The organism is Solibaculum intestinale (genome assembly GCF_040096205.1).
Lineage (GTDB): Bacteria > Bacillota > Clostridia > Oscillospirales > Acutalibacteraceae > Solibaculum_A > Solibaculum_A intestinale.
Map to the genome: position 1 here is coordinate 15533 of NZ_JBBMFD010000026.1, position 17172 is coordinate 32704.

14 protein-coding genes and 1 tRNA gene are annotated in these 17172 nt (G+C 57.7%); 8 read left to right on the forward strand and 7 right to left on the reverse strand.

Annotated elements, in window-relative coordinates:
- Nucleotides 1–36 precede the first annotated feature (36 nt).
- The 6 genes from WMO26_RS11610 to polA all read right to left on the reverse strand — a co-directional run bounded on the left by WMO26_RS11610 (nucleotide 37) and on the right by polA (nucleotide 7765).
- On the reverse strand, nucleotides 37–1044 hold the full coding sequence (locus tag WMO26_RS11610) for a uroporphyrinogen decarboxylase family protein (RefSeq protein WP_349220579.1): 1008 nt from the start codon (nucleotides 1042–1044) through the stop codon (nucleotides 37–39).
- A 212-nt stretch (nucleotides 1045–1256) separates the two neighbouring features.
- Nucleotides 1257–3023 (reverse strand): phosphoenolpyruvate carboxykinase (GTP), encoded by a 1767-nt coding sequence (locus tag WMO26_RS11615; protein WP_349220581.1) that lies wholly within the window; start codon nucleotides 3021–3023, stop codon nucleotides 1257–1259.
- Nucleotides 3024–3211: 188 nt separating this feature from the next.
- On the reverse strand, nucleotides 3212–4219 hold the full coding sequence (tsaD, locus tag WMO26_RS11620) for a tRNA (adenosine(37)-N6)-threonylcarbamoyltransferase complex transferase subunit TsaD (RefSeq protein ID WP_349220583.1): 1008 nt from the start codon (nucleotides 4217–4219) through the stop codon (nucleotides 3212–3214).
- A gap of 53 nt (nucleotides 4220–4272) precedes the next feature.
- Nucleotides 4273–4719 (reverse strand): ribosomal protein S18-alanine N-acetyltransferase, encoded by a 447-nt coding sequence (gene rimI, locus WMO26_RS11625; RefSeq protein WP_349220584.1) that lies wholly within the window; start codon nucleotides 4717–4719, stop codon nucleotides 4273–4275.
- The gene (locus WMO26_RS11630; RefSeq protein WP_349220585.1) at nucleotides 4716–5165 is read right to left on the reverse strand and encodes a low molecular weight protein arginine phosphatase; all 450 of its coding nucleotides are present in this window, start codon (nucleotides 5163–5165) and stop codon (nucleotides 4716–4718) included. The genes rimI and WMO26_RS11630 overlap by 4 nt, the downstream gene beginning before the upstream one ends.
- 17 nt (nucleotides 5166–5182) lie before the next feature.
- Nucleotides 5183–7765 (reverse strand): DNA polymerase I, encoded by a 2583-nt coding sequence (gene polA / locus WMO26_RS11635; protein WP_349220587.1) that lies wholly within the window; start codon nucleotides 7763–7765, stop codon nucleotides 5183–5185.
- Nucleotides 7766–7989: 224 nt separating this feature from the next.
- On the opposite strand from polA, the gene dusB reads away from it, so the two are divergent.
- Nucleotides 7990–8958 carry a tRNA dihydrouridine synthase DusB gene (gene dusB, locus WMO26_RS11640; RefSeq protein ID WP_349220588.1) on the forward strand — a complete coding sequence of 323 codons (969 nt, stop codon included), beginning with the start codon at nucleotides 7990–7992 and terminating at the stop codon, nucleotides 8956–8958.
- 269 nt (nucleotides 8959–9227) lie between these two features.
- On the opposite strand, the gene WMO26_RS11645 is transcribed toward dusB, so the two are convergent.
- Nucleotides 9228–9407 (reverse strand): hypothetical protein, encoded by a 180-nt coding sequence (locus tag WMO26_RS11645; protein ID WP_349220590.1) that lies wholly within the window; start codon nucleotides 9405–9407, stop codon nucleotides 9228–9230.
- Nucleotides 9408–9673: 266 nt separating this feature from the next.
- Here WMO26_RS11645 and WMO26_RS11650 point away from each other — a divergent pair, with 266 nt between their 5' ends.
- The 7 genes from WMO26_RS11650 (at nucleotide 9674) to WMO26_RS11680 (ending at nucleotide 16406) form a co-directional block, all read left to right on the forward strand.
- A complete protein-coding gene (locus tag WMO26_RS11650) occupies nucleotides 9674–9886 on the forward strand; it encodes a helix-turn-helix domain-containing protein (RefSeq protein ID WP_349220591.1) in 213 nt (70 codons plus the stop codon).
- Between the two features lie 159 nt (nucleotides 9887–10045).
- The gene (locus WMO26_RS11655; RefSeq protein ID WP_349220593.1) at nucleotides 10046–10570 is read left to right on the forward strand and encodes a MarR family winged helix-turn-helix transcriptional regulator; all 525 of its coding nucleotides are present in this window, start codon (nucleotides 10046–10048) and stop codon (nucleotides 10568–10570) included.
- The gene (locus WMO26_RS11660) at nucleotides 10554–12281 is read left to right on the forward strand and encodes an ABC transporter ATP-binding protein (RefSeq protein WP_349220595.1); all 1728 of its coding nucleotides are present in this window, start codon (nucleotides 10554–10556) and stop codon (nucleotides 12279–12281) included. Before WMO26_RS11655 ends, WMO26_RS11660 begins: the two co-directional genes overlap by 17 nt.
- Entirely contained in the window at nucleotides 12278–14152 is a 1875-nt protein-coding gene (locus tag WMO26_RS11665; RefSeq protein ID WP_349220597.1) for an ABC transporter ATP-binding protein, read from the forward strand. Before WMO26_RS11660 ends, WMO26_RS11665 begins: the two co-directional genes overlap by 4 nt.
- Nucleotides 14153–14483: 331 nt before the next feature.
- Nucleotides 14484–14560, forward strand: a tRNA-Arg gene (locus WMO26_RS11670).
- A gap of 314 nt (nucleotides 14561–14874) precedes the next feature.
- On the forward strand, nucleotides 14875–15729 hold the full coding sequence (locus tag WMO26_RS11675; RefSeq protein ID WP_349220598.1) for an RNA polymerase sigma factor: 855 nt from the start codon (nucleotides 14875–14877) through the stop codon (nucleotides 15727–15729).
- On the forward strand, nucleotides 15726–16406 hold the full coding sequence (locus WMO26_RS11680; RefSeq protein WP_349220600.1) for a DUF2461 domain-containing protein: 681 nt from the start codon (nucleotides 15726–15728) through the stop codon (nucleotides 16404–16406). The genes WMO26_RS11675 and WMO26_RS11680 overlap by 4 nt, the downstream gene beginning before the upstream one ends.
- Nucleotides 16407–17172 lie beyond the last annotated feature (766 nt).

A 17172-nucleotide genomic window follows, 5' to 3' on the forward strand; every position in this document is an offset into this window, starting at 1 on the left:
TGATATGCCGTGCCATAGGCGGATATGCCTGCCCCTTTATTGCCCGTAAAATTCCCGGGCCGCGTCAAAGAAGGCGTCAATGTTCTCCCAGCTTGACAGGGGCGGAATGTCGCACCCGGAGGAGATGACGAAGTTTTTATACTTCGCGCAGGTATGAAGCAGCGCGAGCGTGCTTTCCCGCACCGACTGAGGAGTGCCATTTCGGAATTGACCAGCAGGGTCGATATTTCCCATCACCAGCGTATCGGTAGGCATGAGGGTGAGTATGGCGGCCATGTCCACAGCGTTGCCAAAATGGTAGGCGGCGGCGCCGATGGACACAATCCCGTCTACCAGAGGCATGGTGTTGCCGCAGTTGTGATAGATGACCAGAAAGCGTTCGTCCTGCACCGCGTCCACAATCCGCTTGACAAAGGGCACCGAAAAGGCATCGTTTAGTTCTGGAGACAGAAGCCCGGCCGCCGGCTCCGCCATCACTACGCCGTGGGCGCCCGCCGCCTTGTAGCCGCGGATATAATCAATGAGGAACCGGGTGGTCTTCTCCAGTGTCTTTGTCACCATATCCGGCTCCATATAGCAGTTGACCATGATTTCGCTCATGTCCATCAGCCGGCCGGCCAGCGAGAAGGGGCCGATTACCCCGGCAAAAACCGGGCGGTCGGTAATTTGTTTCACCGCCTGGCCGATGGCCTCGATGTAAAGCCCAGTGCGCCCCGCGCCTACTTGGGGAACCGCCAATGCGTCCGCGTCCGCCTCGTCCTCCAAAATCCGTCCCACCACCGTGGGCACCTCATCGTCGCTGACGCGGATTTGAGAGCCGAAGGCCTCCGCTTCCACCGATAGGTCCATCATGCTCACCGCCGCAGCCGTATCGCACCGGTCGGCAATCCGTTTCATTCCCGCTGCCTGGCGGTCCGGATCGGAAATTAGGTCCTTTACGCTGCAGCCAAGCAGCTGCACACAGGGAAAGGAGAGGACCGGCATTGGTTTTTTCACCGCTGCCGTCTTCATTTGCGTAAGCCAGGTTGTCATGGTACCATTCATCACAGGTTCCCCCAGTTTTGTTTTTTGTTTGCTGTCTGCTTCTATTGTACCGTCTCAAAGAGCCTTGGAAAAGAGCGGTCTGTTTTCCGATTGTGGCGGTATATTTTCATTTCTTGCTGTGGGAAAACCCAATTCTATACGAGAACCCTTGGCAAAAAGAAAATGCCCGCCGTGTCGTTGGACACAGCGGGCACAATGCGTTGCAAAAAGGATTAGTTGAGCTTCGCCTTGAGGGTGTTGAGCTGGTTGCGCAGCTCCTGAGGCAGTCTGTCGCCAAACTTGCCGTAGAACTCTTCGATGCCCTGGGTCTCTGCCTTCCACAGCTCCTTATCCACGCTCAGGATATCTTTGAGCTGCTCCACCGAGAAGTCCAGGCCCTCCAGGTTGATGTCTTCGGCCTTAGGCACAAAGCCGATGGGCGTCTCGTCGGCGTCCGCCTTGCCCTCGCAGCGCTTGATGATCCAGTCGAGGACACGCATATTGTCACCGAAGCCCGGCCAGATGAAGTGGCCTTCGTCGTCGGTGCGGAACCAGTTGACGTTGAAAATTTTGGGAGCCTTGTCGCCCAGCTTCTTGCCCATCTCGATCCAGTGCGCCCAGTAGTCGCCCATGTGGTAGCCGCAGAAGGGCAACATGGCCATGGGGTCGCGGCGGACAACGCCGACGGCGCCGGTGGCGGCGGCAGTGGTCTCAGAGGCCATGATGGAGCCGACGAATACGCCGTTCTCCCAGTCACGGGATTGGTACACCAGCGGAGCGGTCTTGGCGCGGCGGCCGCCGAACACGATGGCGGAAATCGGTACGCCCTCGGAAGAATCAAACTTCGGGCTGATGCACGGGCAGTTCTTAGCCGGGGCAGTGAAACGGCTGTTGGGATGGGCGCCCTTTTCACCGGAAGCCGGATCCCACTTTTCGCCCTTCCAGTTGAGCGCGTTCTTGGGCGGATTCTTGTCAAGGCCCTCCCACCAGACGGTGTTGTCGTCTAAGTTGTGGACCACGTTGGTAAAGATGGTGCCCTGGCGGGTAGAGGCCAGTGCGTTGGGATTGCTCTTCTCGTTGGTGCCGGGAGCCACGCCGAAGAAGCCGTTTTCGGGGTTGACGGCCCACAGGCGGCCGTCCGGACCGATGCGCAGCCAGGCGATGTCGTCGCCCACGCACCAGACCTTATAGCCCTGCTTCTTATAGACCTCCGGCGGGATGAGCATGGCAAGATTGGTCTTGCCGCAGGCGGACGGGAAGGCGGCGGCGATGTACTTGACCTCGCCCTGGGGATTCTCTAAGCCGAGAATGAGCATATGCTCGGCCATCCAGCCTTCCTGCTTGCCCTGGTAGGAAGCGATGCGAAGGGCGAAGCACTTCTTGCCCAAAAGCACGTTTCCGCCGTAGCCGGAGTTGATGGACCAGATGGTGTTGTCCTCGGGGAAGTGGCAAATATAGCGGTTCTCCTCGTCCAACTGGGCCTTGGAATGCAGGCCGCGGACAAAGTCGTTGCTGTCGCCCAGAGCGGTGAAGACCTCTTTGCCCATGCGGGTCATGATGGCCATGTTGAGCACCACGTAGATGGAATCGGTGATTTCCACGCCCGCCTTGGAAAACGGGGAGCCAATGGGGCCCATGGAATAGGGGATGATATACGCCGTACGGCCCTTCATGGAGCCGTCGAACAGTTTGCCCAGCTTGTCATAGGCTTCCTTGGGATCCATCCAGTTGTTGGTGGGGCCCGCGTTCTCTTCTTTTCTCGAGCAGATGAAGGTGCGGTGCTCCACGCGCGCCACGTCGTTGACCGCAGTGCGGTGCAGATAGCAGCCCGGAAGCTTCTCCTGGTTGAGCTTAATCATTTCCTTGGTTTCCTCCGCCTGGCGGCGCAGGTCATCAAGCTGCTCCTCGGAACCGTCAATCCAGACAACCTGGTCCGGCTTCGTCAGAGCGATCATTTCGTCGACCCAGTCGAGAACATGCTTGTTGTTCGTCAGTGCCATGATCATTCTCCTCTCAGTCACACAATGTTGCAATCTTTTCCTTCTAATTGCGCATGGTGTTATTATAGTATTTTTTCGTAAATTTAGCAATGAATAATATGTGAAATCGTTGTCAAGCAGACGATTTGGCGTATTATTTGCAATTTCTCAACCTTTCGCCTGCATGATTTGTGTATTTTACCAACAAATTATTGGTCAATTGGCCGGGATGCATAAGCATTTAACGTGAAATCCGCCCGGTTCCCCGCAAGGAACTCATAAAACCCCTGCGCGCCTACCATGGCGCCATTGTCTCCGCACAGGGACAGGGGCGGCATAAAAAGGCGGATTCCTTTTTCCCCGCACTGCTGTGAGAGGGTCTCTCGCAAACAGGAGTTGGCGGATACGCCGCCGGCCAGCGCTACCGTTTTGTAGCCGAACGCTTCGGCCGCCATCATCACCCGGTCGGACAAGGCCCGCACCACCGCCGCCTGAAAGGAGGCCGCCAGGTCGGGGACCGGCAGGGTCTCCCCCTTCTGCCCCGCGTTGTGGATGAGGTTGATGACCGCGGTTTTCAGCCCGGAAAAGGAAAAGTCATAAGGCGCACCCTCCACCTTGGGGTTTGGGAGCTTGAACGCATGGGGATCTCCCCCCTGGGCCGCCTTATTGAGATACACCCCGCCCGGATAGGGCAGGCCCATGGACCGGGCCGCCTTGTCGAAGGCTTCCCCCGCCGCGTCGTCCCGGGTGCGGCCGATGACCTGAAAGCGCGTGTAGTCCTCCACCGCCACGATATGGCTGTGCCCGCCCGACGCCACCAGGCATAAAAAGGGCGGCTTCAGCTCCGGGTGAGCCAGGTAGTTGGCAGCGATATGGGAGCGCAGATGGTGCACCGGCACGAGGGGCTTGTCTGCCGAAAAGGCCAAGCCCTTGGCAAAGTTGACCCCCACCAGCAGCGCGCCGATCAGACCGGGAGCATAAGTCACCGCCACCGCGTCGATGTCCGAGAGAGCCGTGCCCGCTTGCTCGAGCGCTTCGCGCACCACCCCCACCACATTTTCCGCATGGCGGCGGGAGGCGATTTCCGGCACCACCCCGCCGTAGAGCCGGTGCTCGTCCACCTGGGACGCCACCACGTTGGACAAGACCTTCCGTCCGTCCTCCACTACAGCCGCCGCCGTCTCGTCACAGGACGACTCCAATCCTAAAACCAGCATAATCCTAGTATTCCTCCAAATTGCCGGGCCCATCCGGCCCGAACCGTGTTCTGTTACAGCTTTTTGACCATCACGAGCCCGTCTTCCGGCGGCTTTGAATAAAAGCCCCGCCGCCGCCCCACCTGCTCAAAGCCGAAGCTTTCGTAGAGGGCAACCGCCCCCGTGTTGGACGGGCGCACCTCTAAGGTCAGCCGGGCAAGGCCGTTTTCAATCCCATAGCGCACCAGGGAAAAAAGCAGGCTGCTTGCCACCCCTTTTCGCCGGTGCTCCGGGAAAACGGCCACGTTGATGATGTTCCCTTCGTCGAGTAGATGGTGCATTCCCACATACCCGAGGACCTCTCCCTCCCGCTGGGCAACCAGAAAGACCGCTATCGGGTTCAAAAGCTCCTCAGAAAGACCCGCTTCGCTCCAGGGAACCGAAAAGCAGCACTTTTCCAGCTTTGCCAGCGCCGGGATATGCGCCGGAGACATAGGGACGATCCGAACATCCGGGTTCATGAGGCGTCCTCCGTCCCGGTTTCCTTGAGAAGTTCCGTCAAGAACGTCGCCACCGCTTCCTTGAGCTGGTCCCGGCAGGCCCGGTAAACCTGTTCATCCCCGCCGAAGGGGTCGGACACGCCGCCTCCGAGCACCACGATCTTTTCCATGGGCACGCCCGCTTCATGAAGCGCGGCGGCGTGGGAAAGGCTCATGACGGCGAACCGGTCGGTTTCGGTCAGCTCGTACCGGCTTAACGAACGGGACCGGTGGCCGCTCAAATCAATCCCGATCTCTTCCATCACCCGAACGGCGTTCTCAGCCGCCGGCTCCCCGGTGTAGGCGGCAAGCCCGGCGCTTTCCACCTCCACGTCCGGCCGACCGGCCTTTTGCAAAAAGTCCCTTGCCAGCGCCTCGGCCATAGGGCTGCGGCAGGTGTTCCCTGTGCAGACAAACAAAATCTTCATTGCCTTTGCTCCTTATCTTAATGGGCGTCGTACCAGGTTTTCCCTGTGTTTACGTCCACGCTTAACTTCACGTCCATTTGGGCGGCCCCCTCCATCTCTTCCTTGAGAATGCGGGCCGCTTTTTGGGCTTCGTCCTCGGGCGCTTCTACGATGAGCTCATCGTGCACCTGCAAAATCAGGCGGGCTTTGAGTTCTTCCTCCCTCAAGCGCCGGCTAACCCGGATCATGGCGATCTTAATGATGTCCGCTGCTGCGCCCTGGATGGGCATATTGCGGGCCACCCGCTCGCCGAAGGCGCGCAGGTTGGCGTTCGAAGAGGTCAGCTCCGGCAGATACCGGCGGCGCCCGAAGATGGTTTCTACAAACCCGTCCTCTTTCGCCTGTTTAACCACTCGGTCCATATAATCGCGCACGCCGGAATAGGTGTTGAGATAATTCTTGATATACTGGGAGGCCTCGTACCGGCTGACGTGGATGTTCTTCGCCAGGGAGAAGGCCCCGATGCCGTAGACGATGCCGAAATTGACCGCTTTGGCCCGGCTGCGCATAAGGGGGGTCACCAGCTCCTGGGGCACGCCGAACACTTGAGAGGCGGTGACGGTGTGAATGTCCGTCCCCGAGCGAAAGGCCTCGATCATGGTCTTGTCCCGGGCGATGTGGGCCAGCACCCGCAGCTCAATCTGGGAATAGTCCGCGTCCACCAGCACCCAGCCCTCTTTCGCCAGGAAGAACCGGCGCATTTCCCGCCCAAGCTCGGTACGGATGGGGATGTTCTGCAGGTTCGGTTCGGTGGAACTGATGCGGCCGGTGCGGGTTTCGGTCTGATTGAGGGTGGAATTGACCCGGCCGTTCTCTCCCACCACCTTCAAAAGCCCGTCGCAGTAGGTGGACTTGAGCTTGGCCAAATGCCGGTAGTCTAAGAGCTTTTGCACCGCCGGGTGCTCCTCGGCCAGTTCCTCAAGCACGTCAGCGGAGGTGGAATAGCCGCTCTTGGTTTTCTTTTTCGCGGGCAGGCCCAATTTGATGAACAGGGCCTCTCCCAGCTGCTTGGGAGAATTGAGGTTGAATTCGTACCCCACCAGCTCATAGATGTCTCGCTGTAAGGTGTCGATCTCCTTTTGCAGCTTGTCGCCGAATTCCTCGATGCCGGTGACGTCCACCCGGAAGCCGATAAGCTCCATATCCGCCAGCACTTCGGAAAGAGGCTGCTCAATGTCGGTCAAGAGGGATTCCTGTTTATTTTCCACGATGTGCTCCGCCAGGGCCCCGGAAAGGCCCGGCAGCAGGGCGGCGGCCTTGGCCGCCGCCTCGTAAGGCTCGGAGGCCTTCACAGCGGGAACCGGCACAGCGTATTCCTGGGCAAGACGGTCCATGTCATACCCGGACGCGGAGGGGTTTAACAGGTAAGCCGCCAGCATCACGTCCATCTTTTCGTTTTCCATGGTGGCACCTTTCTTTTTTAAGGCCTTAAAGATGGGCTTGCCGTCGTGACAAACCACCGGGATATTGGGATCGGTAAACAGGCTTTGGGCGCTCTCTTTGAGCAGGAACAGATTGTCTCCGTCGGACGCGACGGCGGCGGTCAGATTTCCGTCCCCGTCGAACACGGGGGCGGCGTAAGCGGCCTTTCCCGCCTGCAAGGCGGCAAGGGTGGCGCTTTCGTCCTTTTCCTGCAGGCACAGGGCTTTTTCCTTTGCCTGTTCGGCCTCCTTGGGGGCTGAGCCGTCCATTCCCGCGAGGCCCAGGCGCTCGATAAGGGAAAAAAGCTCGTATTTCGCCAGCAGCCGGGCCGCGGCCCCTTTGTCCCCCGGGCCCACCACATAGGCGGAAGCCTTGGTTTCAATGGGGGCATGGGTGTTGATCTCGCCCAAGAACCGGCTTAGCTTGGCCGACTCTTTGCCTGCTTCCAGCTTCTTTTTCACGGCAGGCTTTACGTCGAGCGTATCCAGGTCCCGGTAGATGGCCTCCACCGAGCCGAACCTCTGAATGAGTTCCCCGGCGGTTTTCGGCCCGATGCCGGCGACGCCCGGGATGTTGTCGGACGTGTCCCCCTGCAGGGCCTTGATTTCGATGAGCTGCTTGGGGGTAACCCCATAGTCCTCCAGAATCTTCGCTTCGTCGTAATAGGTGACCTCCGGGCGGCCCTGCTTGGTGGCGGTAAGGCGCACCGTCACCCCGTCGCCCACCAGCTGCAAGGCATCCCGGTCCCCGGTGGCGATGACGCAGGTATCCCCGTTCTCCTTGGCGGCCTGGGCAAGGGTGCCCAGAATGTCGTCCGCCTCGAAGCCCTCGCATTCCACTAGGGTATACCCCATGGCCCGCAGAATCTCCTTTAACGGCTCCATCTGGGCGAACAGCTCGGGCGGCATGCCCTTGCGCCCGGCCTTGTAGCCGTCGTACTCCTTGTGCCGGAAGGTGGGAGCGTGCATGTCGAAGGCGATGGCCACCGCGTCGGGGGCCACGTCCTCGTTAAGCTTATTAAGAACGGTGAGAAAGCCGTAGATGGCGTTGGTGTATTCGCCGGACTTGGTGGTGAGCAGCCGGATGCCGTAGAAGGACCGGTTTAAAATGGAGTTGCCGTCGAGGGCCAGCAGCTTCATGGGTATCAACTCCTAACACGAATTTCATCGGAATATCCCGCTATTTTACCCCTATTTTCCTGGGAATTCACGCGGTTTTTGCGGGGGCCTAATTTCTACAATGGATTCTATTATAGCATTTGCAAGAATCCTTTTACAATGCTATAATGAGTACTTCATGAATGAATTTCACCGGCGGGCTTTGAAACGGCCCGCCGGTTTGGAAGGAAACCGGGAGGCCAGGTATGAGAATCGGCAATATCATCCTCGACGGGCCGGCGGTGGCGGCGCCTATGGCGGGCGTGTCCGACCGGGCGTTCCGCGAGCTGTGCCGCGGGTACGGGGCGGCGATGACCTATGGGGAAATGGTCAGCTGCAAGGGATTGTTGTACCACGACCGCAAGTCAAAGGAGCTTTTGGCCTTCGGCGAGGGAGAACGGCCCATCGCCTTGCAACTGTTCGGCGACGACCCGAAGCTCATGGGCGAGGCGGCGGCCATGGTGATGGAGCACCGCCCGGAGCTTCTGGACATCAACATGGGCTGCCCGGCCCCCAAGATTGCCCTAAACGGCTGCGGAAGCGCGCTGATGAAGAACCCGGAGCTTTGCGGGCGGATCGTGGAAGCGGTGGTGAAAGCGTCCAACGTGCCGGTGACGGTGAAAATCCGCAAGGGATGGGACGAGGAAACGGTGACGGCGGTGGAGGTGGCCAAAATCTGCGAGCAGGCGGGGGCGGCGGCCATCACGGTCCACGGCCGGACCCGGGCGCAGATGTACGCCCCGCCGGCGGACCTAGACATCATCCGGCAGGTCAAAGCGGCGGTGAAGGTGCCGGTCATCGGCAACGGGGATATCGACACCCCGGCGGACGCGGCGCGGATGCTGGAGGAAACCGGGTGCGACGGGGTAATGGTGGGCCGGGGGGCGCTGGGGGCGCCGTGGGTGTTCCGGGAAATCAACGCCTGGCTGTTGCATGAGACGGTGGTTCCCTACCCGTCGGTCACCGAACGGATGATGGTGATGCTAAAACAGGGAAAGCTTGCCTGCACTTATAAAGGAGAGCGGGTGGCCATGCGGGAAATGCGAAAGCACGCGGGCTGGTACATGCGGGGGCTGCACGGGGCCCCGGCCTTCCGGGCGAAGGCGGGGACGCTGACCGAATACGCCGACCTGGAACGGCTGGCGGCAGAGGTCATCCAGGCGAATACATTATAAATGTATATATCGGTATAGAAGAAGGCCGGGAGCGAGATGCTTCCGGCCTTCTTCTGGTTCTGGACGGGGGACGCGAGAAACCCGCCCGCTCTTTGGATGGGCGGGGGTTGGGGCCATACCACGGGCGAGGGGTGAAAGCGGCCCTTCTTCCTTTCTGGACAGGGCTGAATGGAACCTGCCCGTCCCTTTCGCGCAGCGCGGACAAGGCGCCGGAGAATGGGGCCCTCATCACGGCAAAGGCCGGGAGCGAGATGCTCCCGGCCTTCTTTTTATTCCTCCAACAGAGCTTGGATCAGCCTGCCCCCGATTCTGGCCCCTTCGGCGAACCGCTCCACGGAGACGATGGCCAGTACCTCGGAGAAGGCGTCAGCCATTTGCACAAGGAGGCGTCCGCTTTCCTCGTCGATATGGTCCATTAATAATTCTTGGTTGGCCTGGATGGTTTCCATGGCTCCTTCTGGACGGGGGACGCGGATCGCAGCGCCTCATGCATTCGGCTTGCTCCCTCTGTCCCCCGCCAGTACCACCCCCTGTCTTACCCCATGGCGAAACGCCATGGGGCGCTAAAAGGTGTGCATCCGAGGCGCATGTCCCCGGATGCACGAGATTCCAAGCCCTGCGGGCCTCTTCGCCAGGTCAATTTGACCTATATGCCAAATTGACTTAAACGGCTGCCCGGTTTTCTGATAGAATGGCAGCGGGAGGTGAGCGCCGCATGTACATCCGATTGCGGGAGCTGTGGGAAGAACGGGGCCTGTCGCCAAAGGAAGCGGCAAAGGCGGCAGGAGTGACCGAAAAAACTTATCGGCGCTATGAGGAAGGAACCGGCCGGATTCGCATTCCCTGTGTGGTGAGCCTGGCGGAGTTCTACCAATGCAGCATCGACTACCTGCTCGGGCGCACCGAGATCCGGGAGGTCCTTCCTTAACAAAGAGCCGGGTGGAAATTTCCGCCCGGCTCTTTGTTTGTCCGTTCACAAATTGTCCATACTCTTTTCAAAGATTCTTCATTGACATTAAAAATTAAGAAGCATAATATATTAACATCCAAATAATTAGGAATCTTAACTATCGAAAGCGGTGATACCATGCTAGACCAGGAGACCACGGCGGCCAGGCTGATGGAACTGTTTATCCTTTTCAGCAAAACCCATTGGGCGCCGCCGCGGGTCGGGGACCTGACGCCGGGCGAGAGCTCCATGCTCATGCACCTGCACCGGATGCAGGCGGGCCGCTGCCACGGCGTTCCTTCCGCCCACGGGGCGCGGGTGAAGGAAATCAGCCGGATGCTGCGGGTGGCGCCCCCATCGGTGACCCAGCAGGTGAACACTCTGGAAACCAGGGGGTACCTGATAAGAGAGATGGACCCCCGGGACCGGCGGGCGGTGCGCGTGCTCCTTACCGACAAGGGCGAACAAGCGGTACGGGACACGGTGGCGGCCTTCCAGGGGAAGATCGACAACCTGATTACCTACTTAGGCGAAGAAAAAAGCGAGCAGCTCATCGGACTTTTACAGGAAGTATACGAATACTTCAAGTTCCGGGCAGGGAGAGCTCCACAAGGGGCTCCATCACAAGAAAGGAAGGATGATGCAGATGATAAAGCTCTTTAAGCGCATCGACAAACGGTATATTCCGTCGCTTCTGGCCATCCTGCTGCTGACCTTCGGGCAGAGCGTGGCCCAGCTTTACATGCCAAACCTCAACGGCGACATCATCGACAAGGGCGTTATGGCCGGGGATACCGACTATATTCTGCGCACCGGCGGGCTGATGCTGCTGGTGTCCTTAGGTGGAATGGTGTGCGCGATTCTCGGGTCGTTCTTAGCGGCGAAGGTGTCCATGGGCTTCGGCCGGGATCTGCGCCGGGGCATCTTCACCCAGGCATCCAGCTATTCCTTAAAGGAATTCGACAAGCTGGGCACGGCCACCCTCATTACCCGAAACACCAACGACGTCACCCAGATTCAAAACTTAGGGTTCATGCTGCTGCGGATGATGCTGATGGCGCCGATGATGCTCATCGGCGGGATCGTGCTGGCGGTGAGCAAGGACGCGGTGCTGTCTTTGATTATCGTGGCGGTGATCCCGGTGCTGGCGCTGATCATCTGGCTGGTGGGACGCTCCACCATCCCCCTGTTCCAGGCCATGCAGAGGAAAATCGACAAGCTAAACCAGGTGCTGCGGGAAAAGCTCATGGGAATCCGGGTCATCCGGGCCTTTAACCGGGACGACGCGGAAAAGGAGCGGTTCGATTCGGCAAACACGGACCTGACGAAAACGGCCATCAAGGTCAACCGTATCCTTGCCATCTTTATGCCGCTGGTCATGCTAATCTTCAACCTGATCATGCTGGGCGTGGTGTGGTTCGGCGCGGTGCGCATCGACGCGGGCGCCATGGAGGTGGGGCAGCTTCAGGCCTTCCTGCAGTATATCATGCAGATCATGTTCTCGGTGATGATGGTGGCGATGATGTTCATCATGCTGCCCAGGGCCCAGGCTTCCGCCGACCGAATCAACGAAGTGTTCGCGCTTGAGACCGAGCTTCTCGACCCGGACGCACCCAAGGCTCCGGAGAAGACCGGCAAGGTGGTGTTCGACCATGTGTCCTTCGGGTACACAAACGCGGAGGAGCTGGCGCTGACCGATATTTCCTTTGAAGCTGCCCCCGGCGAAACGGTGGCCATCATCGGATCCACGGGATCGGGCAAGTCCACCCTGGCAAACCTGATCCCCCGGTTTTACGACGTGACCGACGGGCGTATTCTGGTGGACGGAGTGGACGTGCGGGAGTTTAAAAAAGAGGAACTGCGCAAGCGGATCTCCTTTGTCCCGCAGAAGGCTCTGCTCTTCACCGGCACCATCGCCGACAACATCCGCTACGGCAAGGAGGACGCCACCGACGAGGAGGTCCAGAACGCGGCGCGCATCGCCCAGGCTTCCGACTTCATCGACGAGATGACCGACGGCTACAACTCCATGATTTCCCAGGGCGGTTCCAACCTGTCGGGCGGGCAGAAGCAGCGCCTGACCATTGCCAGGGCTTTGGTGCGCCGCCCGGAAATCTATATTTTCGACGACAACTTCTCCGCGCTGGACTTTAAGACCGACGCAAAGCTGCGCGCAGCCTTGAAGGACGAGGTTAAGGGCGCCACCGTGTTCATGGTGGCCCAGCGGGTGAGCACCGTCATGGACGCGGATAAGATCATCGTGCTCGACGAGGGCCGGGTGGCCGGGATGGGCACCCACCGGGAGCTGCTCAAATCCTGCGACATCTACCGCGAAATCGTCGCGTCGCAGCTGTCAGAGGAGGAATTGGCATGAAACATGGACCTGGAGCCGGACGCGGGCCGGGCGGCGGCATGCACGTGGCCCAAAAGGCGAAGAACTTCAAAGGTACCTCCAAGCGGCTGCTGGGCTACTTAAAGCCTCACTGGGCCAAATTGCTGACTGTGTTCTTCGCGGCGATTCTTTCCACCGCCTTTATGATCATCGGCCCGAACATCTTAAAAAACGCCACCAATCTTCTGGTGGAAGGGGTCATGCCCCACATGGCCGCGGTGCTAAACGGCGTGCCGGCGGAGCTTGCCCCGCCCATCAACATTGACTTTAACGGCATTGCCGGGGTGCTTCTGACCCTGGTGGGGATTTACTTTGTCAGCTCTGTGTTCAACTGGATTCAGCAGTTCGTCATGGCCGGGGTTTCCCAGAAGGTGGTGTACGACATGCGTAAACAGGTGGATGACAAGCTGTCGAGGCTCCCGCTCAAGTACTTCGACGGGCGCACCCACGGTGAAATTCTCAGCCGCATCACCAACGACGTGGACACGGTGGCACAGACGCTACAGCAGTCCTTGACCCAGCTGATTACGGCGGTGGTCACCATTGTGGGCGTGCTCATCATGATGCTCACCATCAGTCCCCTGCTGACCCTGGTGACCTTCATCACCATCCCGCTGTGCCTGGTGATCACCATTTTCGTGGTCAAAAGAAGCCAGAAATACTTCGTCGGCCAGCAGCGGGTGCTGGGAGAGCTCAACGGGCATGTGGAGGAAATGTACACCGGGCACAAGGAGGTCAAGGCCTACGGCCATGAACAGAAGGCGGTGGACGAATTCAACACCGTCAACGAGGAACTCTACGAGTATAACCGCAAGGCCCAGTTCATTTCGGGCATTATTATGCCGCTGATGACCTTTGTCAACAACTTAGGGTATGTGTTCGTGGCCGTCATCGGCGGGCTGCGGGTGGCAAACGGCCAATTGACGGTGGGCGACGTACAGGCCTTCATCCAATACTCCAACCAGTTTACCCAGCCCATCAACCAGACCGCCAACATTGCGAACATTCTCCAGTCCACGGTAGCGGCGGCGGAGCGGGTATTCGAGGTGCTCGACGAGGAGGAACAGATTCCCGAAGCCGAACATCCTAAGCGCATCGAAGCGAAGGCGCTGCGCGGGGCGGTGGAGTTCGACCATGTGGACTTTAGTTACAACCCGGCCGAGCCGCTTATTGAGGATATGAATGTAAAGGTGAGCCCTGGGCAGACGGTAGCCATTGTGGGGCCCACGGGCGCCGGCAAGACCACCCTTGTCAACCTACTCATGCGCTTTTACGAAATCGACGGCGGTGCCATCCGGGTGGACGGGGTGGATATCCGGGACATGACCCGGGAGGGGCTGCGCTCCATCTTCGGCATGGTACTGCAGGACACCTGGCTCTTTAACGGCACCATCCGGGAGAACATCGCCTATTCCCGCCCGGACGCCACGTTGGAACAGGTGATGGCGGCGGCCAAGGCGGCAAGGGTGGACCACTACATCCGCACCCTGCCGGATGGATATGACACGGTGCTCAACGAGGAAGCGTCCAATATCTCCCAGGGCCAGAAACAGCTTTTGACCATCGCCCGGGTCATCCTGGCCGACCCGGCCATTCTGATTCTCGATGAGGCCACCTCCAACGTGGATACCCGCACCGAGATTCAGATTCAAAAGGCTATGAATGCGCTGATGGAGGGACGAACCTCCTTTGTCATCGCTCACCGGCTGTCCACCATCCGGGATGCGGACATCATCCTGGTGATGAACAACGGCAAGATCATCGAAACGGGCAATCACAAACAGCTGCTGGAACAGGGCGGGTTCTATGCAGACCTGTACAACAGCCAGTTTGCTGCGAAGCCCTCCGCATAAGGTTTTTTGAACAGGGTCGCCGGGTTTTCGGCGGCCCTGTTTCGGTATCAGGCGTATGGCGGCGAAGGGCAACCTGATTTTTCTGTTTTTCTCTTTGATAGGAGGCAAAAAAAAGCCTTGAGTATTCATTCCCCGTTCCTTCTGCTGTAAGGCAGTGTCTCTATGCCGGTTGGATGCTTTCCCGCTGAGTTTCTCTTATCGTCCTGCAGGTTCACCACCGGCAAGGCAGCCGGTACTCATAAAATTTGGCAGATTGGATCGAAAAATCCTTGACAAGCCTCATCCGGTGTGGTATTATAGTCGAGCATCCTTACGATGCCTTTGTAAATGTGCGCTCGTAGCTCAGCTGGATAGAGTGTTTGGCTACGAACCAAAAGGTCGGGGGTTCGAGTCCCTCCGGGCGCACCAGCAAATGGCCCGCTTGAGCACTGAGTCTTCAGTGTCCAAGCGGGCCTTTTGCTTTTTCTTGGTCATTCGTGAAACGAATGAAATTCACATAAAATTCATGCAACAGCGGACAAAACGGATATAGATTGATTCTACAAAAGCGGCGTGGCAGGCCAAATCGCCCGCACATTGCATTTGGAAAAATTCCCTGTACTTTATTTATATCAGGAATAATAAATATCGCGTAAATCTGTCACACGCCTGGGACTATCGCGTCTAATTAAAAAGAGGCGGGACGGAAAGACAATAGATGCCTCAGTGAAAGGAAATTACATATGAACGCGGAAATGGAAAGACAATGGATTGAAAAAGCGGTTTGCGGGGACAAGGAAGCGCTGGAGGCTTTGCTTAGCAGCGTACAGGATTTGGTATTTAATCTGTCCCTGCGGATGTTAGGGACGGTTTTGGACGCCGAGGACGCCACCCAGGAGATCCTGATTCAGGTGATGACCCACTTGTCCTCCTTCCGGCAGGAAAGCAGCCTGTCTACCTGGGTGTTCCGCATTGCGGTCAATCACCTTAAGCACTACCGAAAGGGGATGTTCGCCCGGCAGTCGCTGAGCTTTGAAATGTACGGAGAGGATATCGTCTCCGGCCGGGAACGCGACGTGGCGGATCTGCGCAGCGGAGTGGACAAAGCTCTGCTGGAGCAGGAGCTGAAGCTTTCGTGTTCCAACGTTATGCTGCAGTGCCTTTCCCCGGAGGAACGAGCAGTTTATATTCTGGGTACCATGTTCCGTGTGGACAGCCGTATTGCAGCTGAAATCCTGGAGACAACCCCGGAGGCGTATCGGCAGAGGCTGTCCCGTGTCCGTGCGAAGATGGGCGCATTCCTGCGCGAATACTGTGGACTGAGCGGTACGGGTATGTGCTCCTGCGAACGGCGGACAAACTATGCAGTGGCTACCCATAGGCTCAATCCGGCTAGGCTGGACTATTCCGAGATGGAGCCGTGCCGCTACGACGAGCTGATTTCCTGCACCAACGCAATGGAGCAGCTGGACGATCTTTCCCAGATTTTTTTAAGTTTCTCAGCTTATCGCACGCCAAAGCACATGTCCGACTGGATCCGTAAAATGATGGCCGGAGAGGCGTTTTCCGCTCTAGCCGGCAAGGAGGAAGCCAAATGAGCACAGACGCCATGCTTGCCTACCTGTCGGATCTCAGAGAGCACAACGAGCGGGAATGGTTCTATGCGAACAAGGCCCGCTATACACAAGCCTGCCAAGAGTTCGAAACGTTGGTTTCGCAACTGGTGCAGAAACTGTGCCGGATGGATGAAAGCATCCTCCCGGCCGCTCCCAAAAGGCTGACTTTCAAACTGGTACGGGATACCCGGTTCAGCCATGACAAATCGCCCTATCACCTGGCCTTTCGGGCGCATATCGGGCCAAAAGGCAAGCTGCCCATCCCGGTCGGCTACTACATTAGGATAAAACCCGGCGGCCAGTCCTTTCTGGGAGGCGGGCTGTTTGCGGACCAGTTCAAAGACGCCACCGGGATGGTTCGGGACGCGATCGCCGCCCGCGGCGAGAAATGGGAGCGGATTATAACGGAACCGGCTTTCGCGGAATGCTTCACCGTGGGCGGTACGGCGCTGAAAAAGGTGCCGCAAGGGTATAACCCGAACCATCCGCAGGCAGAGTATCTCAAAAACAAGAGCTGGTATCTGGAATACCCAGTGACGGACGGGCAAATTGTACAGGAAGACTTTGCAGCCTTTGCCGTGCGTATCTTTGCCAAAATGAAAGCCTTCAACGGCTTCCTGAATGGGGCATTGGCGAATTTTCAGATGCCCAAATGGTAACTGGTCCTCCCCATTGCATTGGAAAGACGCTTTTGACGCCGGCAATCCTTGGAGCTGTTCGCTCATTTCCATTCGGAGCAATTCTATTTTCCGAATGCAACTAGCTGTTTACAGCCGCGCAGCCTTTCCCCCTCTTCCCGGTACCAAATGCCGCCTATCTGTAATGTATAAATGGCATTCACCATCACTGCCTACAGAAGAAGGGCATTGGATCGCCGCTGTTTTTCATGCAAAAAGGAACAACGGCATGTGCGATAAAAAATCATTTTCAGAGCAATTGGAAAAATATAATATATTATTGAAAAAAGAGGAAAATACACACGGGATATTACACAATAAAACTACGAAAAATATAGAAACCATACACAAAACTACAGCAAATTTTCTTCATTCTACCGTGATTTCGCCTTGACTTTTCAGTGGAAAACAAAATAATGTGCAAAAAGTGCTGTTTAATATCGAAAATATTATATATTTTCCCTTGACTTAAATGCATAACAAGATTATAATAGGCTCGTCGGTTCATTGATCCATATTCAGGGTTTATTGCTCCATGTTTGGAGCAATAAACAAACCGAGAGGATCAAAGAGCCAAAGAATTTTAGTAGGAGGAAGAAGAATGAAAAAACGCATGGCAAAACGCGTTTGCTCATTGGTGCTGACGTTCGCAATGATCGCCTCGTCGGCAGTAATGGCGACAAGCGCGGCAACGGCCGCCGACACGAACGATGGACTCCGTCCTGTGGAGTACCTGGATCGTGGCCTG